The following is a 25,086-nucleotide window of genomic DNA, read 5'->3' as shown; positions in this document are numbered from 1 at the left end:
CAACAGCCCGATGAGCACACGCAGGACGGGCGTGAACGGAGACGACCCCGAGCGACGATCCACCGACTTCTCCCCTTCGTTTCGGTGGCAGGAAGCTACCGTGAGCAGCGTGCCGCGGTCCGCGGGATGCTGATATCAGGACAACGGGCCCTACCCAGCGGGTCGCCTCATGGGCCATAGCTCAGTCGTTCGAGTCGTTCGACGTCAGCAGCGCCTCGGCCACATGCGTCCGGGCGTACAGCACCACACGACCGGTGCGGTGGGCGCTGACCAGACCGGCCGCGCGGAGTGTAGTCAGGTGCTGGGAGACACCCGCCGGGTGTCAGACCGAAGGGTGGGTTGCCGCTCGTCCTCGACCAGGTTGGAGAAGATGCGCGGCCACACGAAGGCGGACGGGACGAGCAGCAGCCCCTGGCCGCCCAGTCGGCACACTCCCCGCCTGTAGCGGCTGATCAGCTGCAACGCATCGTTTCCCCAGCGCAGTTAAGGGAACGAGGTCGTCGAGGAGGAGCGAGGCGCCGCCCTCGGCGAAACGCCTCGCGCGGTGGAGGATGTCGCCCTCCAGTCCACCTTGATCGGGGCCTGTGGCTCTGGCTCGCCGGCGCGGGCTGGCTCCTGCTCACCGCCAAGACCGGCGTCAACAACGTGCTCACCGTCACCCTTCGCCAGCGCCTTACCCCCGGTCCGTTGCTCGGGCGTATGAACGCCACGTTCCGCTTCATGCTGACCGGCGCGCTCGCCGTGGGCTCCGCGCTGGCGGGACTGATCGGGGGATTCGCTGGTGTGCGCACCGCCCTGCGGGCGGGAGGCTGTTGCCTGGCTCTCGGCTTCCTCCCCAATACTGCTCTCGCCCGTGCGGTTCCGCCGAGAACTGCCATTGCAGGAGAGCGCACACGAGACCGGCCACGCCACCGGTGACCGGCACGGGTAGGTGCAGGACTCATCCCTGCTGTCGTCGCCGCGCCGCCCGCACCACATGGGGGCCGTTGCGGCCGGGATCTCCGCGACAGCGGCGAACACCACCGCCTGGCGCACCGCGGCTCAGGCGCTGTCTCTCGGTCAGGATCAGCACCGGTGCGCCGACGCCGACCGACACGGACCGCGTTGCCCTCACCGGCTGAGTTGATCAGAACCCGCTGTCGACAACAGCTGAAAACTGAGGGTGTGGTATGCCCATTGCTCCCACTCGGCCGGTGGCCACGCGCGGTCGCGGGTGAGGAGCAGGAAGAGCTCTGGGCTGAGGACGGCGTAGATGAAGTCCGCCGCCTCGTCGGAGGCGATGGCGGGGCGGGCGCCTGGCTTCTTCGTCAGGGACTCAGCCGCTGTGGAGATCACCGTGTACCGCGGATCCGCCTGATCCGGCCACAACTCTCGCATCTCCGGGTTGGTCGCCGTCGCGGCGCGGACCATCTCGTTGATGGCCGCGACGCGTTCGAGTGTTCCGCGGGTGCCCGTGACCAGTGCGGCCAGTGCTGAATCGGCGGTAGGCGCGGTCATGACCTCCGCGAACCAAGGCCGATCCATCGTCGGCACCGGTTCGTCGTCACCCGCGATCGCGACGTCGACGAGTTCCTTGAGGAGCGAGGGCTTGTTCCGGAAGACGAAGTAGACCGTCTGCACCGCCACGCCTGCTCGGTCGGCGATCTCCTGCAGCTTGGTCGCCCCGTAGCCCTGCTCGACGAAGAGCGCACCGGCCGCCTCGATGATCCGTCGCCGCGTCTCCTGAGCCTTTTTGCCCTGTTTTCCCTTTCCTTCACGCATGACTGGAGTCTATATCTAGAAATTCACTCTAGTGCCAGGCCAGATTCACTCACCGGTGGCGTGTCCGTTTGATCAACTGTGTCGTTGACCAGGCGTGATGCGTGGGGAGTTGGCCGCGGTCCGGTCTGATCCAGAGGATTTCGCGGCGGAGAGATCCGAGCTGTTCGTGTGGACGGATCAGCACCGGTGGAGAGCGGTGTCTGCGGGAGCTGCCGCTGGACGGGCAGCGCACGTCGGCGGAACCGATGGCCGCGCGGCTGAGCGAGGACGGCAACCGGCAGGCTCTGGCCCACTTCACCACCACCAGCCCGTGGGATGTGGCGCATGTGCGGGCCCGCCCCGCGTGGCGGGTGACTGGCCGCTGTCCCTGGGTGCGGCGTCGGCCTGAGCCTCTCCCGGGTCGCCCGCGAAACGCAGCTGCGCCTCGCAGTCCGGACCCGCGCCTGCCCCACCTGTCACCGCGACACACCAGAAGCAATACCAACCCGACCAAGCACTACCAGGGGCAGAGCCCAGACAGGGGACGATGAGCTGTGCACACCATCGCCAACCGGCAGCAGGCAGAGGCATGGAACGACTGGGAGGGCATCCACTGGGCCGAACACCCCGAGCGTTACAACGGGATGATGGACGCGTTCAACACACGCCTGTTCGCCGCCGCGGGCATCGAGGCCCAGGACCGGGTGCTCGACGTCGGCTGCGGCACCGGCCAGACGACGCGCCTTGCGGGGAAACGGGCGTGCAGCGGAAAGGTCGTGGGTATCGACCTGTCCGCGCCGATGCTGGAACGCGCCCGCCGTGACGCGGCCGCGGAAGGTCTCGACAACGTCACCTTCGAGCAGGGCGACGCACAGGTGCATCCGTTCCCGGACCGCGGGTTCGATGTCCTCATCAGCCGTGGCGGTGTCATGTTCTTCGCCGACCATGTCGCAGCCTTCACCCATCTGGGGCGTGCACTCGAGCCGACCGGCCGCCTCGCGTTCCTCGGCCCTCAGCCCGCGGGCCCGGACAGCGCCTACGCACGTGCGACCGCCGCGCTCTCACCGTTCCTGCGCGAGGCGTCCCCCGCTTCAAGGGGTATGGGGTCGCTCCTCGACCCTGCGCGCATCCGCCAGGTACTCGCCGCCAGCGGGTTCACCGACATTGAGGTGACTCCGTTCGAGGCGCCGATGAACTTTGGCGCCACCGCGGACGACGCCGCCGAATTCCTCTTCTCGATGGGCCCGACGCGCCACAACCTGCGCGATGTCGACGCGGCAACCATCACCCGTATCCGTACCGAAGTACACGACGCGCTCGCGGAGTTCGAGACCACAGAGGGTGTCTGCATCCCCGGTGCCGTCTGGATCGTCACAGCGACCCGTGAGCGTTCCTCTTCGAGCAAGTGACACATTGCGCGCATCAGGAGAGGTGTCCGGTGCGTGCACTACGGGTCCCCCTGGCCGAAGAGCTTGGAGGAGTGCCGGCCGGAAGCCCTCGTACGGGAGGTACGTGGGCATCCGGCCGGTGCGGTGAGCAGGGGCCCCTACTCGAAGCAGGACGGGCAGACCGTCCGGCGGAATGCACCGTTCCCTGGTCCTCGTGCTTGCCGCGAAGCGGTGTCGCTATCCCCACTGGCCGGGCTGGTAGTCGCCGGCGGGCTGCTGGGTGATGACGTTCAAGCGGTTCCAGGTGTTCATGATGGCGATGAGGGACACCAGGGCGGCGAGCTGGTCCTCGTCGTAGTGCTTGGCGGCGTTCGCCCAGGCCTCGTCGGTGACGCCGCCCGCGGCGTCGGCGATGCGGGTGCCCTGTTCGGCCAGTTCCAGGGCGGCCCGCTCGGCCTCGGTGAAGACCGTGGCCTCCCGCCAGGCCGCGACCAGGTTGAGACGCACCGAGGTCTCCCCGGCGTGTGCGGCGTCCTTGGTGTGCATGTCGATGCAGTGCGCGCAGCCGTTGATCTGGCTGACGCGGATCTCCACCAGCTGCCTCGTCGTGGCCGGCAGCGTCGAGTCCCACACGACCTTGCTCGCCGAGACGATGTACTTCATGACCTTGGTCCCGACCGGGTTGCTGCGGTAGTCGAAACGAGCTTCCATGCTGATCTCCTTGCCGTGTTGGTGTTGGCTGCTACACCCCTCCGACAAGACACTTCGGCAGAGTGTGAGCCATCCGAAAGCGATCTGCCTCTCCCGCCCGCGTCAGCCCGTCGTCCAGAGGCGAGGCTTGTCGGGGTCGCGTACCGCCCGGATGGTGAGGCGGGCACGCGCGCCAGGTGGTTCTCTCGGGCCCCGTGGCTCAGAGTCCAGCCACGGCTCGGGACCAACAAGTCGCTCGCGATGCGGCAAGAGACTGTGGAAGGCTTGCGGCATATGGATGACAAGTCGTGGGCAGAGTCGGATTTCCGGACGACCAGCGGCCATGTGCGGGGCCGGCGGTTGGGCGACGGCGTGACAGCCGTCCTCGGTATCCCGTACGCCGCCGCGCCCTTCGGCCCCAACCGTTTCCGTGAGCCGCAGCCTGTTCACGGCTGGAGCGCATCGCGAGACTGCACGAGTTTCGGGCCCATCGCTCCGCAGTCGGCGGAACTGCCCGGTTCGCCGGTGTGGCACCCCGGGGACGAGGACATTCTCACCGTCAACGTGTGGGTGCGACCGCGCGCCGACAAGCCGCTGCCGGTGCTGTTCTGGATCCACGGAGGCGCGTACACCTTCGGTTCCTCCGCTCAGCCCGACTTTGACGGCACGGCGCTCGCCCGTACCGGGTTGGTCGTGGTCAGCTGCAACTACCGGGTCGGCTTCGAGGGCTTCGGTCATGTGCCGGGTTTTCCCGACAACCGGGGGCTGCTCGACCAGGCGGCCGCGTTGCGTTGGGTTCGGGAGAACATTGCCGCGTTCGGTGGCGATCCCGACAACGTCACGGTCGCCGGGCACTCCTCAGGAGCGGGATCCATCGCCTGCCTGATGGCCATGGAGCAGGCGCGTGGGCTGTTCCGAAGGGCCATCGCCCACAGCGTGCCCAATGCCTTCTTCGCGGTTGAGGTCGCCGCGGCGCTCACGTCGAGGATCGCGGCCGAGGCCGGGGTGGCCCCGACGGGCGACGGCCTGCTGTCCGCCTCGCCGCAGGAACTGGTGACCGCCTCCGACAAGGTCGCCGAACAGTGCGCCGACGACCCCGTAACGGCGATCCAGGCATTCGACCCGGTGGTTTTCCAGCCTGTCGTCGACGGCGACGTGCTGCCCGTGGATCCTCTCTCCGCGCTGGCCGCCGGCGCATCCCGTGACGTGGACCTCCTGGTGTGCCACACCCTGGAAGAGTACTGGTTCCTGCACGAGGTCGGAGGAGTACGGGAGGTCACCTCGGAGACGGAACTCGCGGACCTCGCCGAAGCCCTCCGTCTCCCCGCCCGTTTGCTCTCTGGATACAGGGCACTGATGCCCGATGCGCCGGTGCTCGACCGATACCTCGCGCTCCTCGGCGACTCGCAGTTCGGCGAGTACAGCAGTCGGCTTGCCGAGTGCCACGCGAGAGCCGGTGGCCGAGCGTATCTCTCCCGTTTCGCCCGCAGACGTGTCACTCCGGGCGGTGAGATCAGGCCCTGGCACACCGCCGACATCCCGTTCGCGTTCGGCAACCTGGACGCGCAGGGCGCCGATTTCCTCATCGGAGGCATCCCCGACGCACAGGACCGGGCCCTGTCCGGGCGCATGCTTCGCGCATGGTCCGACTTCGCGGCCTGTGGTGACCCGGGCTGGCCCGCGGTCACCGCCGAGGCCACCCCTGTGCGGGTCTGGGCCGCTCCGGACGATCACCTGGCCGACGACGACGCCTCCGCCGTACGGGCGCTGTGGCGGGGTGTCCCGTTCGACCTCCTGCGGCTTTGATCCGGGCCGGCGGCCCCACTCACACTTGTACCAGCGCACTCAGCAGATTCTTGTGCGGCTCCTGACAGGCCGTTGCGGTCAGTTCCGCGCGACGAACTCCCGCAGTACGGAGGCGAGTCGCTCCGGTTGATCCTCCGCGATCAGAGTCCGGGTGCCCTCGATCTCCACCAGCCGCCCCTGTGGCAGAAGCTCGGCGAGGCGGCGGCCGTGGGCGCGGGGCATCATCAGGTCCTCGGACGCCCAGACGACCAGCGCCGGCTTGTCGAACTTCCTCAGCCCCTCGGCGGCCTCGACCAGTTCGGTCCTGCGGATGTGTGTGTTGTAGTGGCGGAAGTCGCGCCGGACGGCCGGGTCGGTACGCAGGGGACGCAGCCAGCCGTCGACGATCTCGTCCGGCACGGGGCGCTTGGTGAGGGCACCGATGCCGACGGGCAGCCGGCGCAGCGGCTTGAGGCCGAGGATCCGGACCATGAGTTGCAGCGCACCGGGCACCTTGCAGGCCGCGACGATCATCTTGCCGGGCAGGCCGGGCGGATAGTTGTCGAAGGCCTCGCAGGAGATCAGGACAAGCCGGGCCAGCCGCTCGGGGTGCCGGGCCGCGACCGTCTGGACACGGCCGCAGTCGCTCTCCACAAGGGTGACGTCCGTCAGGTCGAGCCGGTCGAGGAACTCCCCGATCAGATCGATGACGCGGTCGGGGGTGGGCGGCTGGTCCATGGCCCTGCGGTGGGAGCCGTAGGGAAGGGTGGGGGCGATCACCCGGTGGCCGGTCCGCAGGTCGGCGGTGACCTTACGCCACACGGTCGAATCGTGGACCAGCCCGTGCAGAAGGACCACGACCGGGCCGTCGCCGCCGGTGTCGTCGTAAGAGATGGTTCCCGTTGAGAGCACGATTTCGGGCATGACGGGATGTTAGGCCGGGCTTGAAACACCCATCAAGGGATCACTGCGGCTGCCGCTACAGGCGAACAACGACGGTCCGGCGGCAAGGGAGTTGATCAAGTCATGATTGCTGTGTGCAATGCTCTACCCATGACTGATCGAAGCGACTGGCACAGCAGACTGCAGACCGATCGACCCCACTCGGCGCGCGTGTGGAACTACCTGCTCGGCGGGAAGGACCACTACCCGGTGGACAGCGAGACCGGCGACGTGATCCTGCGGACGTTCCCCGAAATCGCAGAGATCGCACGCCAACAGCGGACCTTCCTGGTGCGGTCGGTACGGTTCCTGGCGGGCGAGGCCGGGATCCGCCAGTTCCTCGACATCGGTACCGGGCTGCCCACCGCCAACAACACCCACGAAGTCGCTCAGGGCATCGCGCCCGACAGCAAGGTCGTCTACGTGGACAACGACCCCATCGTCCTCGCCCACGCCGATGCGTTGTTGCGCAGTACGCCCGAGGGAGAGTGCGCCTACCTCGACGCCGATGTGCGCGATCCGAAGAAGATCCTCACCCAGGCGGCACGCACGTTGGACTTCGACCAGCCCATCGGCCTGATCCTGCTCGGCATCATGGGGCAGATCCCGGACGCCGAGGAGCCGGAGCGGATCGTCGCCGAGCTGATTGACGCTCTGCCACAGGGCAGTTACGTGGCTCTGAGCGACGGCACGGACACCAACGAAAAGCTCAAGTCGGCCATCGAGGCGTACAACGCTCAGTCCGCCAACTCCTACCACCTGCGCTCGAGCGAATACATCGGGAGCTTCCTGCAGGGGCTGCGTCTGGTCGAGCCGGGCCTGGTCAGGTCTGCCGACTGGCGCCCGGACCCCGGCTCGGCGGAAGTCGCTCTCGACCAGGGTCACGCTGTCGGGGCGGTGGGCCTGAAGGAGTAGGCGACTTCTGTTGATCGGACTCCGCGTCGCTCCTGAGCGGCGCTTCCCGGTGCTCTCGCCGTTTGCTGGACAGGGGCGCGCGCCGCGTTGACACGGACGCCGGCGCGACGCCCCCATCCAGTAGCGTGAGCCTGGATGACCACACCGAGGAGTCCCAGTGTTGCGGTGCGAGGCGGTCAGCAAACGTTACGGCGGAGGCCGGTGGATCCTCCGTGACGTAGACATGCAGGTCTCGGCCGGCAGGGTCCTCGCGGTAGTGGGCGGCAACGGTTCGGGGAAGTCGACCCTGCTGAGGATCGTCGTCGGGCTGTCGAGGCCCACCTCCGGGACCGTGTCGGGCCGACCCCCGCTCATCGGTTACGTACCGGACCGCTTCACCGCGCACGAGCGCGTCTCAGCGACCTCCTACCTCACCCACATGGGACGCATCCGCGGCATGTCCGCTTCCGCCGCCCGTAGCCGGGGTAACCAACTGCTGGAGCGGCTGTCCCTGGTGGGCGGCCCGAACGCGTCGCTGCGCACGCTGTCGAAGGGCAACGCGCAGAAGGTGGCGCTCGCCCAGGCCCTGCTCATCCAGCCCGACCTGCTGGTCCTGGACGAACCCTGGTCAGGTCTGGACGCCTCGGCCCACGGGGTCCTGGCCGACTTCATCGGCGAAGTGGCCGCACAGGGCGGGGCGGTGCTCTTCACCGACCACCGCGAGGCGATCACCGAGACACACGCCGACGGCGCCTACGCCATCGACGACGGACAGGTCACCTGGCGCGGTGGCCGACCCGCCGGGGGCCGCGCCTCGGTCGTCGAGATCGTCCTGGCCGAGCCGCCCACGGGCGTCACACCGGTCGAGGCGAACTGGTACGAAGTGCCGGGCGTGGTGGACGCCGCCCGGCGCGGCGAGGCGATCGTCCTGCGCGTGAGGCGGGAGCACTCGGATGCCGTGCTACTGACGGCACTACAGCACCGGTGGTCGGTGGAAGGCCTGACAGGGACCGCTGACGAACCCGGGCCACGGGCGGACATGAGGAGGGCCGCCCTGTGATCGCCCTGGTCCGCTACCTGTTCTCGGTGCTGCTGCTCTCCCAGCGCTACCTCGCGCCACTGCTGCTGTTCCTCGGCCTGGTGGCCGTGCTGACCAGCAGCGACACCGGCCCGCTTGCCGCCACCTACGCCTCGGTGGGCGGGGCCTTGTTGCTGTGCGCGGTCTGGCTGACCATGGCGCTGGTCGGTCTCGAGGACCGGTCGCACCGCTCGATCATCGTCGTGAACGCCGGCAGCCACCTTCGCGTCCTGCTCGGCACGGTCGCAACGGCCACCCTGTGGTGCCTGCTGCTGACGACGGCAGGCCTGACGCTGCCGCTGATGTTCGGAACGCACGCCCCCGGCCTCGCCGACCTGGCGCTGGGGACCGAGGCCCAACTCACCTGTGCTTTCACCGGAATGACCATCGGGCTGGTCTGCTCACGGCTGGTGTTCCGCAGACAGGGCTACGCGCTGGTCCTCGCCCTGCTGCTCCTGCTGGCCGCGCTGCTGGGCAAGGGCGTCTCACCGGTCAACATCATGCTCACCCGCCTGCAACACGCGTCGAACTCGACGGACGTCCTGGTGTCCACGGGCGTCCTGCTCGCCGCGGCCGCGGGCTTCCTGGCGGCCGGAGTGGCCATCACACAGGTGATCGCCCTCAGAAAGGGGTGAGGTCCTGCGCCGACCCGCCCGTTGAGGCCGGAACAGCGCAGGCGTCAGCCGCGGATCATCGACATCAGCAGACGGTGGGTTTCACTGTCGGCGGCCACGACGAGCCCGCGGCCTTCAGGACCGATAGGGGCGCCGTCGATTCCCGTGACCACACAGCCTGCGGCCTGGCACAGAGCGATACCGGCGGCGAAATGCACGCTCCCGGACAGGTCGCCGCCGTCGGTGACGTATGCGGCGCGCTTGCCGGCGGCGACCCAGGCCAACGCCAGCGTCGTGGACACGACCCGGGGACGGAACCGCTCGACGAACCCGGGGTGGGCCAGCAACTCCACAGCCCGGAAGCCGGGCGCGTTGGGGAACGGCGGGTCGAGGTTGACATCCACGAGTCGGGTGGCGGGCGTGGGCGCCAGCCGGGCGTCGGCACCGTCGTGCCGCACCCAGGCGGTGTCACCGTCGGTGTGGAAGATCTCGCCACTGAACGGGTCCGCCACCGCCGCCGCACCGCCGCGCAGCGCCACGTTTACGGCCACCAGCATGCTGCCGACGGCGTAGTTCAGCGTGCCGCACAAGGGATCCACCAACCACTCGCGCGCGGCCTGCGCGGCACCCTGCCGCCCGCTCTCTTCGCCGAGCACGGCGTCACCGGGCCGGGCGGCGTGGATGACGTCGAGGATCGTCTTCTCGGCGTCCACATCGGCGGCGGTGGCGAAGTCCCCGGCACCCTTGTCGATACGGGCGAGCCGCTGGCCGTACAGGGCGCGCACCACGTCCGCGCCGGCCCGTGCCGCGGCTATCGCGACCGCTGAATCGTCATTCCTCGTAAGCGAGTTGGTCATGTTCCGCAGAATACCGACGGCATCTGCGACGGCCTCGGTCACCAGCTGACGGGAAGGGTGAGAGGTGACTTGCTCGGGGACTCGTCCTCCCAGATGGGGTGGTGGTCCTCGGCCAGGCGCAGGCCGGGGAGCCGGTCGAACAGTGCCTCCAGACACACGGTCATCTGGGCCCGTGCCAGGTGGGAGCCGATGCAGTTGTGCGCTCCACGGCCGAAGGTGAGGTGGGGGTTGTCCGCGCGGCACAGGTCGAGCCGGTCGCCGTCGGTGAACACACTCCCGTCGCGGTTGGCCGCTGCGAGTACGGGCAGCACGGCGTCGCCGGCTCGGATCGTCCGGCCGTGCAACTCGATGTCCTCGACGGCCTGGAGGACGACGACGCCGTTCATCACCGGTACATAGCGCAGGAGTTCCTCCACGGCGCCGGGCATGAGGTCGCGGTGGTCGCGCAGGCGGGCGTACTCACCGGGCAGCATCAGCAGGGTCAGCACGGAGTCGGCCAGGAACATGGTGCTCGTGCGGTAGCCGGCGACCAGCATGGAGAGCCCGAAGCTCACCGCGCTCTCCGGGTCCAGAGTGCCGTGCTCGCACCCGCGGACCAGTTTGGTGAGCATGTCGTCACCAGGTTCGCGCCGTTTCCGGTCCAGCAACGAGGTGATGTAGGCGTGCAGTTGGGAGGTGGCCTCGCGGCCCTCCTCCAGGGTGAGTATGGCTCCGAGCGCGGCGTCGGCCTTGGGTAGGAAGTACTCGCTGTCCTCGTAGGGGATGCCCACCAGATCGCACATCACCATGACGGGGAAGGGCTCGATGAACCGGACGACCAGGTCGGCGGGCTGGTCGCCGCTGACGAACGGATCGAGCAGCCGGTCGGCGCACTGCCGGATGCGCGGCAGCCGACTCCGGACGGACCGGATGCTGAACGGCTCGCTCAGGGCCCTTCGCAGGGCGGCGTGCCGGGGGCCTTCCAGTTCCATCATCGTGATCAGGCCCGGCTCGTCACCTGGGGCCGGGTCTGTGCGGGACGGCCAGTCGGTGATGCTCGGCCTGATAAGCCGGGAGTCGGCGACCAGTTCCTTGACGTCGTCGTAGCGGGTGGCGTACCAGGCGGTGGCGCCGACCGGCAGCCGGACCTTGGCCAGGGGGCACTCCTGGCGCAGCCGGCCGTATTCCTCGGGCGGCCCCATGGTGCCCGGCGGCGGGAGGGGCATGTCGATGACGGGTTCCGGCGTTGTGTTCACGGGTGGGCCTCCCCTGGTCGTGTGCGCTCGTGCGCGAGGGCTCGGCCGTCGGGGCTTGTCCGAGTGTGAGGGGCCTGCGGGTCGGTTCACCAGCTGACCGGGAGGGTCAGTGGTGACTTGGTGACGGATCGGTCGTCCCAGAGGGGCTCCTGTCCGTCGGCCAGTCCCAGCCGGGGGAAGCGGTCGAACAACGCCTCCAGTCCGACGGTGAGTTCGGCGCGCGCCAGGTGGGCGCCGACGCAGTTGTGGGTTCCCCGGCCGAAGGTGAGGTGGGGGTTGTCCGCGCGGCCCAGGTCGAGGCGGGCGGCGTCGGCGAACACACTTCCGTCGCGGTTGGCGGAGGCCAGCACGGGGATGACGGCTTCGCCCTCGCGGATGGTCTGCCCGCCTGCCTCGATGTCCTCGGTGGCCAGCAGCAGCACGGTGCCGTTCATCACCGGCATGTAGCGCAGGACTTCCTCCACCGCCCCGGGCATGAGGTCGCGGTGGTCGCGCAGGCGGGCCCACTGATCCGGCCGTGCCAGCAGGGTGTGCACCGAGTCGGCCAGGAAGAAGCCGCTGATGCCGAAGCCGACGGTGAGCATGGACAATCCGAAGGCCATCACCTCGTCGTGGGTCAGCACTCCTTCGTCGCAGTCGCGGACCAGTTGGGTCAGTACGTCGTCGCCGGGCCGGCTTCGCTTCTGTGCGATCAGCTCGGCCGCGTAATCGCGCAGCAGGCCGGTGACCCTGTGTCCGTCTTCGGAGGTCACCATGCCGTCGAGGGCCGCGTCCAGAACCGGGAGGAACCAGTCCTGGTCCTGGGCGGGGATACCCACCAGGTCGCACAGCACGAGCAGCGGAAAGGGTTCGGTGAATCCTGCTACAAGGTCACCGGGCCGGCCGCCTTCCTCGAACTCCTCCAGCAGGTGCTCGGCGAGTTCGCGGATGCGTGGCAGTCGGTCCCGGACGGCTCCGAAACTGAACGCCGAGGCTATGGCCCTGCGCAGGACGGCATGCCGGGGGCCGTCCAGTTCCGCCATGGTGATCAGGCGCGGTCCGTCGTCGGTGGCCTGCCCAGGACGGGGCGGCCAGTCGTTGATGGTCGGCCTGATCAGCCGTGGGTCCGCGAGCAGTTCCCGTACGTCCTCGTACCGGGTGGCGTACCAGGCGGTCGCGTCCATCGGCAGCCTGACCCTGGCCATGGGGCAGCTTTCGCGTAGCTGCGCGCACTTCTCGGGCGGCCCCATCGTGCCCGGCGGCGGGAGCGGGAAGTCCAGGACATCTGCCTCACGGCCGGGTACCGGCGCGCTGGGTGACTGTGGGGTCATACTCGCTCCTCTTCCGAGGGTGCGTCGGCTACGGGCGCTCGATATAGCCGGTGGCGTAGAAGTACTCCAGGTAGCGGTCCAGCAGTTCGGCGTCGACGGGCGGGCAGCGCAGGCCGGTGGTGGCCAGGTCACGCTCGACGTTGGCCCGTCCCACGGTCGGGAAGGTGCCCTCGAAGTACATCTCCTTGACGGACATGTCCGCCTGCTTGCATCGGTCCACGCACAACGAGACGAACGGTGCGGTGGGGCTCGTGGGGTGCTGCGCGACATGGCGGACGAGCTCGCCCACCCACTCCTCGTAGGGAAGCCGGTGGATGCGGTGGCCGCCCGCGTCCATCCGGTCGAGCATGTCGGTCAGCGTCGCCGGGCGGGGGTTGGTCATGTGGTAGGTCCGGCAGGTGGCGCGGTGCGCGGTGGCGATGTGCACCACCGCCTCGGTGAGGAAGTCCACCGGGACGAAGTCCAGCGGCAGCGGGATGTCGGGGGCCAGCCCCGTCTCGGTGATCGTCTTGAACAGCGAGCAGATCGCGGTGTCGGTGTTGCATGCGCCGGTGTGCCGGTCACCGGTGATCTCGTACGGCCGGTAGACCGCGACCGGCAGCCCCTGGTCCGCGGCATCGCGCAGCACCCCTTCGGCCACCCACTTGCTCTCGGCGTAGCCCATCGTGAGCTGGTCGGCGTGATCCAGCGGCAGGTCCTCGTCCACGTGCCGTACGCCGGCGGTGCCGAAACCGGCCAGCACCGCGATGGTGGAGAAGAAGTGCATGGGCACGGCACGCCCGGCAGCCAGACGTACGAGCTGCCTGGTGCCCTCCACATTGGCGCGGCGCAGCGCCTCGTAGGGGTAGAGGAAGTTGACCTGCGCGGCCGAGTGGATCACGAGGTCGACGGCGTCGGCGAGCTCCTCGGCGTGGCCTGGTTCCAGGCCGAGGCCGGGCTCGGCGAGGTCCCCGGGGAAGCACAGGATCCGGTCGGCGGCTTCCGTGGTGGCGAGGTCGAAGCGGGCCAGGTTCCGCATCACCTTCTGCCGGGCGTGCGCACCGTCCCGACTGCGCACCGGGCAGTGCACACGGGCGTCGGTGCGGCGCAGGAGCCGATCCAGCAGGAAGGCTCCGAGGAAGCCGGAAGCACCCGTCAGCAGCACCTCCGAGGGGTGCTGCCAGTCGGGCTTCTGACCGTGCCGCGGCGGCAGGATGGAGCCCAACCGCGCTTCGGCACGGAAGTCCACAGCGTCGGTGTCGGCAGCCCCTCCGGCCTGCCACCGGTCCTGGACAGTGGTGAGGGCGGCGACGGCGGCGGTGAAATCCTCCAGCGTGGGCGAGCGCAGCAGGCTGTGGATCAGGGTGCGGCCGTGCCGGGCGTCGAGGTCATAGGCGGCCAGCGTGCGAGTGACGACCTCGGCTGCCAGCAGGGAGTCGCCGCCGATGTCGAAGAAGCTGTCACCGGGTGCCGGGCGCACGCCCAGCACGGTCTGCCACACCTGCGCCGGCGAGTCCTGCGCGCCGGGCCCCGGGCGCTCCCTGGGCACCCGGACGGTGGCCGTCTCGGTCGCCGTCTCGGTGGCCGCCAGCCCGCGCAGCCGGGCGCGGTCGACCTTGCCCGCCGCGGTCACCGGGAACTGCGCCACCTGCACCAGCCGCGCGGGCACCGCGGCCGGTGGCAGCCATGCGGCAAGAGTGCCGCGGATGCGGTCCACCGGCAGCGCCCGGCCGGGCCGCGCCGGTGTCACGTACCCGATCAGGCTGTCGCCCTCCAGTTCGACGACGGCCTCGCCGACCGCATCGTCCGCCCGCAGCCGCGTCTCGATCTCGTCCGGCTCGATGCGGTACCCGCGCAGCTTGATCTGCCGGTCCACCCGCGCCCGGTACTCCAGTACGCCGTCCGCGCGCCGGACCACCCGGTCACCGGTGCGGTAGAGCCGCGTACCGGGCTCGAAGAGGTTGTCGACGAAGCGCTCTGCGGTCAGCTCGGGGTCGCCGAGGTACCCCAGTGCGAGCCCGTCCCCGCCGACCAGGAGTTCGCCTTCCTCACCGACGTCCGCGAGCGTGCCGTCCGCCCGCACCACGTAACAGGTGGAGTTCTCCAGCGGACGGCCGATCGGCACCGCCGTCGCTCCGGGAGGCACGTCGTGCACCAGGTGTGCGGTGGAGACCACGCTGTTCTCGGTAGGACCGTAGAAGTTGACCACGGTGGTGTCCGGACAGGCGGCCAGTATCGCCCGGGCCAGCTCGGGGTCCATCGCCTCTCCGCCGGCCGAGGCGAACCGCAGCGACCGCAGCGCCGACGGCCTGGTGCGCCCTATGTGGTGGAACACTCCCGTGGTCAGATAGGCGATGCTGACCCGCTCCGACAGCAGCCGGGATTCGAGGGCGGCCGGTGACAGCAGCTCCTCCTGATCGGCGATCACCACGCAGGCACCGGCGAGCAGCGAGGACCAGATCTCGATCGTGGAGGCGTCCGAGGACAGGCCGTACGCGTGCAGCACGTGCTCCCCGGGCCGCGGCCGCTGCCACACCAGATCGGAGGCGGCCAACCGGACCACGCCGCAGTGCGGGATCGCCACCGGTTTGGGACGGCCACTCGAGCCGGAGGTGAACATCACATAGGCGCAGTCCCCGGGGAGTACCCCGGCCTGCGGGACCGCGAGCGGCGCGGTCGGAACCGACCCGCCCACCTCGAGGCGGGTACGCACGCGCCGGATGCGGCAGACACTGCCGGGCAGCGTCACCACGGTGTGCACCCCGGCGTCCTCGGCCATCGACTGCAGCCGGCCTGGCGGTGAGGAGTCGTCGAGCGGGACGTACGCCGCACCGGCCTTGAGGATGCCCAGAAAGGCGACGAGCGCTTCCGGCGACCGGCTTCCGCACACGCCGACCCCGTCGCCGTGCCGCACCCCGGAACCGAGCAGCCGGGCGGCCAGCGCGTCGGAGCGGGCCTTGAGGTCGCCGTAGCTGATGCTGCGGCCGTCCTGTACGCAAGCGGTCGCCCGAAGGCGGAGCTCCGCCTGGGCGTCGAAGAGCTCGTGCAGACAGCGATCGCGCGGATACGGCCCCGTCCCGGCGTTCCAAGCCACCGCCACCGGAGGCGTCGTCGTGTCAGTGACCATCGGGGCGTCCCGTCGTCTCTGCCGCACGTGTTCCACCTGCTGCCCGGAGGCTAGGTGTCGAACTCCGCGGCGAAGGCGGAGAAGTCGGCCGTCCTCCATCTCTGGGGCCGCATCCGGATGAGGATGTCGTCCGCCAACTGCTCGTGGTTGGCCGCCAGGTATGCCGTCGCGGTGTCCGTGTCCAGGTACCGGTGCGCCAGTGCCTCGCGCTCGGCCGGGGGCAGCGGGTCCTCGACGCCCACCACCGGCCCCTCCACGCTCACGTAGCGGTACGGGGCCTTCTCGTCCTGCACGCAGAGGCTGAACCGCCCGGCGTCGCGGATGAGGCGGGCCTTCAGCGTCTTCCGCCCGGTCTCGATCGCCACCAGACCCCCGGGCCGGTAGGAATACCAGAGCGGAACCATCAACGGCCCACCGTCGTGCCGTGGATCGTTCACCCCCAGGATTCCCACGTGAAGGCCGGCGAGGAACTCTTCCCGGTCTTCGATCGACATCCTGAGATCCACGGGTACCACCTCGATCGGGCAAAAAATCGCGAACGGTGTTGGTCCTGGTGCGGAGGTGTCGAGCCGACGGGACGCGTCCGGCGGGCCGGCGGACGGCCGATCGAAAGCGGGCCGCAACTCTTGTGTCCCGGGCGATTTGGGCGGTCTGCAGGTTCCGGCGGCTGAACCGGCGCAGGAAGCCGGGCAGCGATGACTCCTATCAGAGTTTCATCAGATTCGGGTGGTTCGCATCCCGGGCGACCGTGAACAGGGGGGCGTCCGGAGCTTCCGGGCGGGGCGCGGCCTCTGCGCGACTCGGACGCCCCGACGAGGAAATGATGGCGCTTTGGCGCAGCCGCGCCCGCTCTCCCCCACATTCACGAAAAGATTCTCCGGTCGTACTGTCGATTCTCCTTCCGGCCGTTCGTCATACCTGCGCAACCAACCCGATGCACGAGGAGCGCACCGTGAAGTACCTGCTGCTGATCAACACCGCCTCGCCCGACTCCACCGAGGAGCAGCCGGCCGAAGGGCCGACCGTGGAAGAGTTCATGGTGTTCGACAAGGCCGTCTCCGATGCCGGCGTCAAGCTCGACGGCAACGCCCTGGACAACTCGAACGCGACCACCGTACGCGTCCGCGTGAACGGTGAGCGGGTCGTGACGGACGGTCCGTTCGCCGAGACCAGGGAGATCGTCGGCGGCTACTACCTGATCGATGTTCCCCACCTGGACGCCGCGCTCGACTGGGCGGCTCGGTGCCCCGGGGCCCGGTACGGCACCGTCGAGGTCCGCACGGTCTGGGAGCCGGACCAGTCTTGAACGAGCAGCGAGCGGCCCGCTCCGTGGAGGCGGTGTTCCGCGAAGACCGGAGCCGGTTGCTCGCCCTGCTCGCAGCCCGGTTCGCGGACCTCGACCTGGCCGAGGAGACCGCCTCGGACGCGATCGAGGCCGCGCTGGAGCGGTGGCCGGTCGACGGCGTGCCGGACAAACCACTGGCGTGGTTGCTCACCACGGCACGCCGCAAGGCCATCGACCGGATCCGGCGCGATCGCGCGTACGCGCAGCGGCTGGCACTGCTCCAGGTGGAGAGTGACCGGGCCGCTGTCGCGGTCCCTGCCGAGCCCGGCTTCGACGACATTCCCGACGAACGGCTGCAACTGTTCTTCACCTGCTGCCACCCCGCGCTCTCACCGCAGGCGCAGACCGCGCTGACACTGCGTTTCCTCGCGGGCCTGACCACACCCGAGGTCGCCCGGGCATTCCTGGTGCCCACCGCGACGATGGCCCAGCGCATCGTGCGCGCGAAACGCAAGATCCGCAGTGCGCGCATCCCGTTCCGCGTTCCGGGGCTGGACGAACTGCCCGCGCGGCTGCCCAGCGTGCTGCGGGTCGTCTACCTCATATTCACCGAGGGGTACGCCGCCAGCTCCGGCAACGACCTACTCCGCCCCGACCTGGCCCAGGAAGCCGTCCGCCTCGCCCGGATCCTGCACCGGCTGCTCCCCCGAGAACGAGAGGTGACCGGGCTGCTCGCGCTCCTCCTTCTCACCGACGCCCGGCGCGCGGCCAGGATCGACGCCGCGGGAAGCCAGGTGCTGCTCGAAGAGCAGGACCGCGCTCTGTGGGACACCGACCTCGTCACCGAGGGGCAGCGGCTTGTCGTGCAGGCCCTCACCGGTGCCGGCGCCGGACCGTACGCGGTGCAAGCGGCGATCGCGGCGCTGCACGACGAGGCGACCAGCTTCGAGACGACCGACTGGCCGCAGATCGTCGCGCTCTACGACGTGCTGCTCCGGATCGAGCCGTCCCCGCTCGTCGCACTGAACCGGGCCGTGGCCATCGCCATGCGTGACGGCCCCGAGGCGGGACTCGCCCTGCTGGACGACCTCACCGAAGCCGAGGAACTGCGCGGCTACCACCTGCTACCCGCGGCACGGGCCGATCTGCTGAGAAGACTGGGCCGCACCACCGAGGCGACCGTTGCCTATCGGGCCGCCCTCGACCTCGTCGGCAACGAACCGGAGCGAGCCACACTCGTCCGCAGACTCGCGGAGCTCACCGATCGCTGATCAACACAGCTCGCGCTCGGCAGGTCTCCCACACGTCAGGCCGAGGCCCCACCGTCTCCCCGACCCGTTGCGGCCATCACCGACATCAAAGGGTCTGGTCCCGCCACTCACGCGGCGGGACCAGACCCCTGGATCATGCCTTCTAGGCCGCATGGACCGACGCCTGGACGGGTCCGGCTTCGCGGTCACCGTCCGCCGGGCCCACCGCCGCGTCGGCCTGCCGGCCCGGCGCCTTGGCGTTGATGAAGACGCCCGCGACCACCGCGGCCAGCAGCATGATGCCCGCGGAGATCCAGGTCGCCACGGAGTAGCCGTGCACCGTCGCCTCCGCCAGTGCGGCCTTCACCTGCGGCGTCCGCTGGGCGGGGTTGACCCGGTGGTCCGTCAGCCAGCCCGTGGTCGCGCTGGCCGCGATCGTGTTGAGCAGCGCGGTGCCGACCGACCCGCCTACCTGCTGCATGGTGTTGAGGGTCGCCGAGGCCGCCCCCTGCTCGTGCGGGGCTACGCGGCTGGTGGCCGTGGAGATGGCCGCCATGAAGGTGACGCCCATGCCGAGGCCCATCATGGAGATGCCAGGCAGGACGTGGCTGGCGTAGGTGGCGTCGACGTCCATGGAGGCCAGGAAGGTCAGGCCACCGGCGGCCAGCGTCAGGCCCGGCATGATCAGCGCTCGGGTCGGTACCTTCTGGAGCAGCCGCGCCGAGATCTGCGTGGAACCGATGATCATGCAGGCGGTCATCGGCAGGTAGGCCACACCGGTCCTCAGCGGCGACCAGCCCTTGATGACCTGCAGGTAGTAGGTCAGGAACAGAAAGACGCCGAACATGGCGATGGTGACCAGGGCCATCGTCAGGTAGGCGCCCGCCCTCTGGCGGTCCTTGACGATGTGCAGGGGCAGCAGCGGCGTCCGGGCGCGGCTCTGCCGCAGGGAGAAGAACCCGAGGACCACCACGCCGCCGAACAGCAGGGTCAGCACCCGGGTGTCGCCCCAGCCGCGGGACTCGGCCTCGCTGAAGCCGTAGACGATGGACAGCACGCTGGCGGTGCCCAACACGGCACCGAGGATGTCCAGCCGGGCTCCGCTCCTGCGGCCGGGGTCCTTGAGCATCACGATCGCGCCGATCACCGCGAGGGCGGCCACCGGGGCGTTGACGTACAGGCACCAGCGCCAGTTCAGGTACTCGGTCAGGAAGCCGCCGATCAGCATGCCGATGGCGCTGCCGGCGCCGGCGATGGCGCCGAACACGCCGAAGGCCTTGCCGCGTTCGCGCGGGTCGGTGAAAGTCGTGGTCATCAGGGACAGCGCGGCCGGGGCCAGCAGCGCGGCGAAGACGCCCTGCAGGGCTCGGGCCGTGAACAGCATGCCGGCGCCGGTGGCGGCGCCGCCGAGCGCGGAGGCACCGGCGAAGCCGATGAGGCCGGTGATGAAGCTGCGCTTGCGTCCGAACAGGTCGCCGATGCGGCCACCGAGCAGCAGCAGGCCACCGAAGGCGAGGGTGTAGGCGGTGATGACCCACTGCCGGTTGCCGTCGGTCATGCCGAGGTCCCGCTGGGCGGACGGCAGGGCGATGTTGACGATGGTCATGTCCAGCACCACGATCAGCTGGGCGAGGGCGATGACCACCAGGCCCCACCAGCGGCGGGGATCGGGAGGCGGCGGGGAGCCTCCCCTCTTGTCCAGGGATATGCCGGAGTTGACGGGGCGTTCGGTGCCCCTCTTGGGCAGGGCTGTGTCGGCCATGTTTCGGGCTGCCTTCTACGTGCTCGGGGTCGGTTCGGGTCGACTGCGGTGGGTCGGCGCCGCGCTGGCGGCACCGTGTGGCGCGTCGGCGGCTATGCCGCTCAGCGCCGGACGGGACGAGCGAGACCGGGTGCCGGGACTTCGTCGGGCGGGCGGCCGATGGTCGACTCCGTCCGTGTCGAGGTTGGGAGTTGAGCCACTCCTGTGCCCTTCCTGGGTGCGCAACGGTGTTTGACTGGTACGACGTCACAACCGCCCGGAATGTGACGCGCCACGCCGAACTCGCAGTTCGGTGCGATGTCCCGTCGAACGATTGGGGCGAGGTGTCCGGACACGGCGAGGTCGTCCCCCTCTCGAACTCGACTCGTGGTGTTGCACGCCACCCGGATCGTCCACGCGGCGTCCTGACGAACACGAGACGCCGGCGTCCCGGGCCTTGTGACAGATTGGTCATGTGACGTGGGCCACCGCTCGGGGATGTCACAAAGCGGCTGGAACCGGCGTCTTGTGCGTGTGGCAGTGCTGAGGACGAACAGGCGGGAGCCGGGCATGAGTGAGCGCAGCGAACGAACCACGCACCCGGCCGAGCCGCTCGATCGCGCCGACCACAGGGACGCCGCGGACTCCCCCGACGCCGTGGGCTCCGTGGACTCCGTGGACTCCGTGGACTCCGCCACCGAGGTGTTCATTGCCCACCGAAACCTGCTGTTCACCGTCGCCTACGAGATGCTCGGTTCGGCCACCGACGCCGAAGACGTCCTTCAGGAGACCTGGCTGCGGTGGGTGGGCGTCGACCTCGACACGGTGCGCGAGGAGCGCGCCTACCTGGTGCGGATCGTCACTCGGCAGGCGCTGGACCGGCTGCGTGCGCTCGGTCGGCGTAAGGAGTCCTACGTCGGGCCGTGGTTGCCCGAGCCGTTGCTGACCGCGCCTGATGTGGCCGAGGATGTCGAGTTGGCCGACAGCGTCTCGACCGCGATGCTGCTGGTGTTGGAGACGCTGGGGCCGACCGAGCGGGCGGTGTTCGTACTGCGCGAGGTGTTCGACCTGGAGTACGACGACATCGCTGAAGCCGTCGACAAGACCCCCGCCGCCGTGCGCCAGATCGCCCATCGAGCACGGTCACACGTCGCCGCGCGCCGACCACGCGGCACCGTATCCCCGGCCGAGGCCCGAGCCGCACTCCACGCCTTTCGACGAGCGGTCGAAACCGGCGACCTGCAGGGCCTGCTCGACCTCCTCGCGCCGGATGTCGTCGCCCTGAGCGACGGCGGCGGAATCAAACATGCTCTGCTGCGCCCCGTCGTGGGGGCCGGCAAGGTGGCTCGTTTGCTGGCCGACGGCTGGTACAAGCGCGACGTCGGATGGTCGTTCGAGCCAGTAGAGGTCAACGGCGGCCCGGGGCTGCTCGTTCGACTCGACGATGAGATCGACGGCGTGTTGGCAGTGCGGATCGAGAAGGGCCAGGTCACCGGCCTCTACCACGTGCGCAATCCTCAGAAGTTGTCGCGTGTGGGGCGGGAGACTGCCGTGAGCCGCTGAGGCCGGAACGAGCTGCGGCCGCTGTGCCCCGGAGGGCCGGCGGCGGGGACGGTGGTCTCGTCGTGCGTATCGCTGGTCTGAGGGGCCGGAGGTGCTGGGCAGACGGAGGGAACCCCTCCACCGATGTTCCCGTCTCCGGTTCGGGGGCGCCCGGCCGGGTGTCCCCGAACCGGAGGGGGACGACTGATGGAGAGACGGAGCCTGTTGCGCGCGGCGGCCGCCGGAGCGATGGCGGTGCCGATGGGAGCACCGTTGCTCGAGGGGACGGCCGAGGCCGCCACAGCCTCGTACCGCGTGCTGGTGACGCGGGTGGACGGGGCCAACAATCGGGTGATGGAGTTCGACCGCAGCGCGCCGAGTTTCACCAGCCCCTATGTCAAGTGGGAGCTGCGGCCGGGCTGGGGCGACGTCCTGGAGGCGCGCTATCGACACATCTCCACGGATGGCGACCTGGTACTGGTGGCCGCGGGTGACAGCCCCTCCAAGGGCCGGGTCGGCATCTACCGCAAGCAGGACAAGAAGCTGCTGTGGTCGCACGCGGTGACCAACTACCCGCACAGCATCGAGCGGGTGCCGGGCTGCGGCGCGGTGATCGTGGCGGGGGCGGGCACGGCCCGGCCCGCGGCGGACAAGCCGCGACCGAACGGCAGCCTCCATCTCTACGGCCCGAAGGACAAGCACATCGCCTCCCTCGGGTACATCCGCTCCTACGCCCTCCAGGAGGCGCACGGGGTGCTGTGGGACCCGCTGTACAAACTGCTGTGGGCCATCGGGCGCACGGAGGTGCGTCGGTACCAGGTCAACGGTACCTACCGTGGCATATCGCTGAAGCAGGTCGCCACGGCCATCCGGATCGCCGGCAACGGTCACGACCTGCAACCCGACTACACCGACAAGCACCGGCTGCTGCTGACGGACACCAACCATGTGTACGCGCTGGACAAGCGGACGCTGAAGGTCACACCGGTGGACAAGGTCCTGGGCAACTACCGCCATGTGAAGTCGATCGTGCGTCACTCGTCCGGGGAGTACGTGTGGGCCGGGGTGCCGACCGGCAGCAACAGCTCCTTCGGCGGCCCCGATGTGCACTTCTACCCGTCCGGCGGCAATCGCAACTGCGGCACCGGCGCGGTGACGTACAAGGCGCGCATCGCCACCAACGACTACCAGTGACAGTGCGTCGGATCCGTCGGCGCTGGTAGTGGGCGAGTACCAGGCTTCCGTCCCGCACCGGTCTGCGGCACCCAGTGCCGCAGACCGGTGCGGGACATTCCGGCCACGACCGCAAGGCGCCCATGAATGAGCCGTCTATGCTGACCCACAGCGGAACAGGGGGAAGGGGCAGCGGGTGCACTGGATCTGGTGGGTTCTCATCGTCTTCTGGACGGGTGGCTTCGCGTGGGTGGCCGACAACGTCCGCACCGCTTTGCGCAACCGGCATGAGCGCAAACTCCAGTTGTTGGAGGCGGCGAAGCAGGAACGTCTGGCCCTCCAAGCGGCGCACAAGCCGCCGGAGCCCGTGTGCGGATGCACGCACCACCTCGCCAAGCACGACAAGCAGGGCCGCTGCCACGAGCGCGTCGAGGTGCCGACGGCCTGGGACGAGAACAAGAAGCCGCTGCGCTACGAGACCGGCCAGTGCAACTGCCAGCAGTACGTTGGACCGCAGCCCCTGTCCCAGGTGTTCGCGGAGGACCTGACGGACCTCGCCTGATCAGAACGCGCCCTCCCCCGCGGGTTAACGGTGCGCCATGTAGAGGTCGAGCGCCTTGTGCAGCACGCGATTGAGCGGGTAGTCCCACTCGCCGAGGTACTCGACGGCCTGGCCGCCGGTGCCGACCTTGAAGCGAAGTAGTCCCAGGAGATGGTTCGACTCCTCCAGGGTGTCCGTGATCCCACGCAGATCGTAAACGGACGCGCCGAGTTGATGGGCATCCGACAGCATCCGCCACTGGATGGCGTTGTTGGGCTGCACTTCGCGCTTGCGGCTGGTGGAGGCACCGTAGGAGTACCAGACGTGTTCACCCACCGTGAGCATGGTGGCGGCGGCCAGGACGTCCCCGTCGTGGTGGGCGAGGTAGAGCCGCATCCGGTCGGGATGTTCAGCCGCCAGCGCGTCCCACATGCGCTGGAAGTAGGCGAGCGGGCGCGGGATGAACCGGTCGCGCTCGGCGGTCTCGACGTACAGCGTGTAGAAGGCGGGCAGATCCTGCGGGCCACCACGCACGACGTGGACGCCGGCCTTCTCGGCCTTCTTGATGTTGCGCCGCCACTGCTGGTTGAGTCCCCGGTGGACCTCCTCCAACGAGCGTCCCCCCAGCGGGACTTGGAAGACATAGCGCGGCTGTCCCGCGGCGAAGCCGTCCTCGCCGCCTGCCTCGGTCTGCTGCCAGCCCATACGGCGCAGCCGGTCGGCGATGTCGAAGGCGCGCGGCTCGTACGCGGTGGCCTCCACATCCCGAAGGCGCCGGGCGGCCGGGTCGGCGATGGCGGCCTTGACCGCGTCCGCGTCCCAGCGCCGCACGACGACCGGCGGGCCCATCTTCACCGAGAACGCACCCTGCGCCTTGAGTCGGGCGAGCAGCGGGCGCAGCCACTCCTCCAGGTCGGGCGTGGACCAGTCGATGACCGGCCCTTCGGGCAGATAGGCGAGGTACCGCTTGAGCTTCGGCACCGGCCGGTAGAGCACGAGACCTGCACCGACCAGCCGGTCCTGCGCATCGAACCATCCCAGGCTCTCCGCCTTCCAGTCCGGCTTCACCTCACCCCACGACGGCACCTGCATGTGGCTCGCGGACGGCCGGGAGGCGACGTACGCAAGGTGTTCTTCACGGGTGATCGGCTCGACGCGGAAGGTCATGCGCGGGGGCTCCTCAAGACGGGGGCACGTGGCCTGGATGTGTTGTGGGTGACGACTGGCGTTCCGCACACCATGATCCCTTGGATTGCGCCCGGTGGCGCTCCGCTCGCGCGGCAAGCGGAGCGCCACCCGCGACACGGCGATTCAGTCGGTGCCGTCGCGCAGTGCCTGGTGGATTTCGTGCAGCGAGTCGGTCAGCCGGGTGTAGTCGTCGCGGGGTACAGGCGTGACGAAGTACCGCTCGACGACACGTGCGTGAACATCCACGGCCCGGAGGAACACGGCACAACCCTGGTCGGTCGGTTCCACCAGGACGCTTCTGCGGTCCTCGGGAGAGGGCACACGGCGGACCAGACCGGCCTCCTCCATGCGGTCCACCAGGCGCGTGATACCGCTGCTGGTGAGGGTGAGGTCGTCGGCGAGCGCGCGCTGCGAGACCTTTTCGCCCGGCTGCCGGCAGAGCCGGATGAGGACCTCGAACATCGTGTGCCCGATCCCGCAGTCCTGCCGCAGGGCGGTGTCGATGCGCTGTTCCAGACGGGTGGCGGCCTTGATCAGCAGCCCGAAGTCGTGCACGAGTCGGCTGTTGGCAGCGCGGGCTGCCTGGTCGCCCCGTCGGGTCGCGGCATCCACCTGCGTGCGTCCTCTCGCTTGTCGCCCCTTCCTGCACCTGCCGGGGGAGTCTACTGCCGCATCATCTACCGACAACTCAATTACTGATCAATCAATTGCTGACCAGTCAACAAAG

22 protein-coding genes and 1 pseudogene are annotated in these 25,086 nt (G+C 69.3%); 11 read left to right on the top strand and 12 right to left on the bottom strand.

Annotated elements, in window-relative coordinates; genetic code table 11:
- Positions 1-294: 294 nt before the first annotated feature.
- Both ACWDEX_RS09205 and ACWDEX_RS09200 read right to left on the bottom strand, forming a co-directional pair.
- On the bottom strand, positions 295-462 hold the full coding sequence (locus ACWDEX_RS09205; protein WP_450462628.1) for a hypothetical protein: 168 nt from the start codon (positions 460-462) through the stop codon (positions 295-297).
- A 648-nt stretch (positions 463-1,110) separates the two neighbouring features.
- Positions 1,111-1,761: a TetR/AcrR family transcriptional regulator gene (locus tag ACWDEX_RS09200; protein ID WP_450462627.1), complete on the bottom strand. Its 651-nt coding sequence runs from the start codon at positions 1,759-1,761 to the stop codon at positions 1,111-1,113.
- A 94-nt stretch (positions 1,762-1,855) separates the two neighbouring features.
- Between ACWDEX_RS09200 and ACWDEX_RS09195 the strand changes: the two are divergent.
- Both ACWDEX_RS09195 and ACWDEX_RS09190 read left to right on the top strand, forming a co-directional pair.
- Positions 1,856-2,114: pseudogene (locus ACWDEX_RS09195) on the top strand (transposase); the annotation flags it as partial.
- 180 nt (positions 2,115-2,294) lie between these two features.
- The gene (locus ACWDEX_RS09190; protein ID WP_450462626.1) at positions 2,295-3,149 is read left to right on the top strand and encodes a class I SAM-dependent methyltransferase; all 855 of its coding nucleotides are present in this window, start codon (positions 2,295-2,297) and stop codon (positions 3,147-3,149) included.
- Between the two features lie 216 nt (positions 3,150-3,365).
- Here the strand turns inward: ACWDEX_RS09190 and ACWDEX_RS09185 are convergent, their stop codons facing one another.
- Positions 3,366-3,839 carry a carboxymuconolactone decarboxylase family protein gene (locus ACWDEX_RS09185; RefSeq protein ID WP_450462625.1) on the bottom strand — a complete coding sequence of 158 codons (474 nt, stop codon included), beginning with the start codon at positions 3,837-3,839 and terminating at the stop codon, positions 3,366-3,368.
- Positions 3,840-4,112: 273 nt separating this feature from the next.
- Here ACWDEX_RS09185 and ACWDEX_RS09180 point away from each other — a divergent pair, with 273 nt between their 5' ends.
- Complete coding sequence (locus tag ACWDEX_RS09180; protein ID WP_450462624.1) at positions 4,113-5,624, top strand: carboxylesterase/lipase family protein; 1,512 nt, start codon at positions 4,113-4,115, stop codon at positions 5,622-5,624.
- A gap of 78 nt (positions 5,625-5,702) precedes the next feature.
- Here ACWDEX_RS09180 and ACWDEX_RS09175 read toward each other — a convergent pair whose 3' ends face one another.
- A complete protein-coding gene (locus tag ACWDEX_RS09175; protein WP_450462623.1) occupies positions 5,703-6,527 on the bottom strand; it encodes an alpha/beta fold hydrolase in 825 nt (274 codons plus the stop codon).
- A gap of 129 nt (positions 6,528-6,656) precedes the next feature.
- On the opposite strand from ACWDEX_RS09175, the gene ACWDEX_RS09170 reads away from it, so the two are divergent.
- From ACWDEX_RS09170 to ACWDEX_RS09160, 3 genes are all read left to right on the top strand, one after another.
- Positions 6,657-7,460: an SAM-dependent methyltransferase gene (locus ACWDEX_RS09170; protein ID WP_450462622.1), complete on the top strand. Its 804-nt coding sequence runs from the start codon at positions 6,657-6,659 to the stop codon at positions 7,458-7,460.
- Between the two features lie 223 nt (positions 7,461-7,683).
- Positions 7,684-8,499, top strand: a complete 816-nt coding sequence (locus tag ACWDEX_RS09165; protein WP_450462621.1) for an ATP-binding cassette domain-containing protein — start codon at positions 7,684-7,686, stop codon at positions 8,497-8,499.
- The gene (locus ACWDEX_RS09160) at positions 8,496-9,152 is read left to right on the top strand and encodes a hypothetical protein (protein ID WP_450462620.1); all 657 of its coding nucleotides are present in this window, start codon (positions 8,496-8,498) and stop codon (positions 9,150-9,152) included. Before ACWDEX_RS09165 ends, ACWDEX_RS09160 begins: the two co-directional genes overlap by 4 nt.
- Before the next feature lie 44 nt (positions 9,153-9,196).
- Here the strand turns inward: ACWDEX_RS09160 and ACWDEX_RS09155 are convergent, their stop codons facing one another.
- The 5 genes from ACWDEX_RS09155 to ACWDEX_RS09135 all read right to left on the bottom strand — a co-directional run bounded on the left by ACWDEX_RS09155 (position 9,197) and on the right by ACWDEX_RS09135 (position 16,133).
- Positions 9,197-9,988, bottom strand: coding sequence for an inositol monophosphatase family protein (locus ACWDEX_RS09155; protein WP_450462619.1), 792 nt, complete (start codon positions 9,986-9,988; stop codon positions 9,197-9,199).
- Positions 9,989-10,026: 38 nt separating this feature from the next.
- Positions 10,027-11,223, bottom strand: a complete 1,197-nt coding sequence (locus ACWDEX_RS09150; RefSeq protein ID WP_450462618.1) for a cytochrome P450 — start codon at positions 11,221-11,223, stop codon at positions 10,027-10,029.
- 86 nt (positions 11,224-11,309) lie between these two features.
- The gene (locus ACWDEX_RS09145; protein ID WP_450462617.1) at positions 11,310-12,533 is read right to left on the bottom strand and encodes a cytochrome P450; all 1,224 of its coding nucleotides are present in this window, start codon (positions 12,531-12,533) and stop codon (positions 11,310-11,312) included.
- Between the two features lie 28 nt (positions 12,534-12,561).
- Complete coding sequence (locus tag ACWDEX_RS09140) at positions 12,562-15,666, bottom strand: amino acid adenylation domain-containing protein (RefSeq protein ID WP_450462616.1); 3,105 nt, start codon at positions 15,664-15,666, stop codon at positions 12,562-12,564.
- Between the two features lie 23 nt (positions 15,667-15,689).
- A complete protein-coding gene (locus ACWDEX_RS09135; protein WP_450462615.1) occupies positions 15,690-16,133 on the bottom strand; it encodes a pyridoxamine 5'-phosphate oxidase in 444 nt (147 codons plus the stop codon).
- 458 nt (positions 16,134-16,591) lie between these two features.
- Between ACWDEX_RS09135 and ACWDEX_RS09130 the strand changes: the two genes are divergently transcribed.
- On the top strand, positions 16,592-16,945 hold the full coding sequence (locus ACWDEX_RS09130) for a YciI family protein (RefSeq protein WP_450462614.1): 354 nt from the start codon (positions 16,592-16,594) through the stop codon (positions 16,943-16,945).
- Entirely contained in the window at positions 16,942-18,195 is a 1,254-nt protein-coding gene (locus tag ACWDEX_RS09125; protein WP_450462613.1) for an RNA polymerase sigma factor, read from the top strand. The genes ACWDEX_RS09130 and ACWDEX_RS09125 overlap by 4 nt, the downstream gene beginning before the upstream one ends.
- Before the next feature lie 142 nt (positions 18,196-18,337).
- On the opposite strand, the gene ACWDEX_RS09120 is transcribed toward ACWDEX_RS09125, so the two are convergent.
- Positions 18,338-19,936, bottom strand: a complete 1,599-nt coding sequence (locus tag ACWDEX_RS09120) for an MFS transporter (protein ID WP_450462612.1) — start codon at positions 19,934-19,936, stop codon at positions 18,338-18,340.
- Positions 19,937-20,485: 549 nt separating this feature from the next.
- Here ACWDEX_RS09120 and ACWDEX_RS09115 point away from each other — a divergent pair.
- The 3 genes from ACWDEX_RS09115 (at position 20,486) to ACWDEX_RS09105 (ending at position 23,192) form a co-directional block, all read left to right on the top strand.
- Positions 20,486-21,478: an RNA polymerase sigma-70 factor gene (locus tag ACWDEX_RS09115; RefSeq protein WP_450462611.1), complete on the top strand. Its 993-nt coding sequence runs from the start codon at positions 20,486-20,488 to the stop codon at positions 21,476-21,478.
- A 186-nt stretch (positions 21,479-21,664) separates the two neighbouring features.
- Positions 21,665-22,651, top strand: coding sequence for a DUF6528 family protein (locus tag ACWDEX_RS09110; RefSeq protein WP_450462610.1), 987 nt, complete (start codon positions 21,665-21,667; stop codon positions 22,649-22,651).
- Positions 22,652-22,826: 175 nt separating this feature from the next.
- Positions 22,827-23,192, top strand: a complete 366-nt coding sequence (locus ACWDEX_RS09105; RefSeq protein WP_450462609.1) for a hypothetical protein — start codon at positions 22,827-22,829, stop codon at positions 23,190-23,192.
- A gap of 24 nt (positions 23,193-23,216) precedes the next feature.
- Here the strand turns inward: ACWDEX_RS09105 and ACWDEX_RS09100 are convergent, their stop codons facing one another.
- A complete protein-coding gene (locus ACWDEX_RS09100) occupies positions 23,217-24,338 on the bottom strand; it encodes a lipid II:glycine glycyltransferase FemX (RefSeq protein ID WP_450462608.1) in 1,122 nt (373 codons plus the stop codon).
- Between the two features lie 144 nt (positions 24,339-24,482).
- Complete coding sequence (locus tag ACWDEX_RS09095; RefSeq protein WP_450462607.1) at positions 24,483-24,971, bottom strand: MarR family winged helix-turn-helix transcriptional regulator; 489 nt, start codon at positions 24,969-24,971, stop codon at positions 24,483-24,485.
- Positions 24,972-25,086: the final 115 nt, after the last annotated feature.

Source organism: Streptomyces sp. NPDC001020 (genome assembly GCF_053599115.1).
Note: the sequence above shows the minus strand (reverse complement) of the source record. Positions and strands in the feature narration are given on the sequence as shown.

Bases quoted from the DNA above. Each gene is read 5' to 3' on its own strand.
- ACWDEX_RS09115 (WP_450462611.1), top strand. From the start codon at position 20,486: ATGAGTGAGCGCAGCGAACGAACCACGCACCCGGCCGAGCCGCTCGAT.
- ACWDEX_RS09180 (WP_450462624.1), top strand. From the start codon at position 4,113: ATGGATGACAAGTCGTGGGCAGAGTCGGATTTCCGGACGACCAGCGGC.
- ACWDEX_RS09135 (WP_450462615.1), bottom strand. From the start codon at position 16,133: ATGTCGATCGAAGACCGGGAAGAGTTCCTCGCCGGCCTTCACGTGGGA.
- ACWDEX_RS09145 (WP_450462617.1), bottom strand. From the start codon at position 12,533: ATGACCCCACAGTCACCCAGCGCGCCGGTACCCGGCCGTGAGGCAGAT.
- ACWDEX_RS09110 (WP_450462610.1), top strand. From the start codon at position 21,665: ATGGAGAGACGGAGCCTGTTGCGCGCGGCGGCCGCCGGAGCGATGGCG.
- ACWDEX_RS09120 (WP_450462612.1), bottom strand. From the start codon at position 19,936: ATGGCCGACACAGCCCTGCCCAAGAGGGGCACCGAACGCCCCGTCAAC.
- ACWDEX_RS09200 (WP_450462627.1), bottom strand. From the start codon at position 1,761: ATGCGTGAAGGAAAGGGAAAACAGGGCAAAAAGGCTCAGGAGACGCGG.
- ACWDEX_RS09185 (WP_450462625.1), bottom strand. From the start codon at position 3,839: ATGGAAGCTCGTTTCGACTACCGCAGCAACCCGGTCGGGACCAAGGTC.
- ACWDEX_RS09165 (WP_450462621.1), top strand. From the start codon at position 7,684: ATGCAGGTCTCGGCCGGCAGGGTCCTCGCGGTAGTGGGCGGCAACGGT.
- ACWDEX_RS09175 (WP_450462623.1), bottom strand. From the start codon at position 6,527: ATGCCCGAAATCGTGCTCTCAACGGGAACCATCTCTTACGACGACACC.
- ACWDEX_RS09170 (WP_450462622.1), top strand. From the start codon at position 6,657: ATGACTGATCGAAGCGACTGGCACAGCAGACTGCAGACCGATCGACCC.
- ACWDEX_RS09100 (WP_450462608.1), bottom strand. From the start codon at position 24,338: ATGACCTTCCGCGTCGAGCCGATCACCCGTGAAGAACACCTTGCGTAC.
- ACWDEX_RS09155 (WP_450462619.1), bottom strand. From the start codon at position 9,988: ATGACCAACTCGCTTACGAGGAATGACGATTCAGCGGTCGCGATAGCC.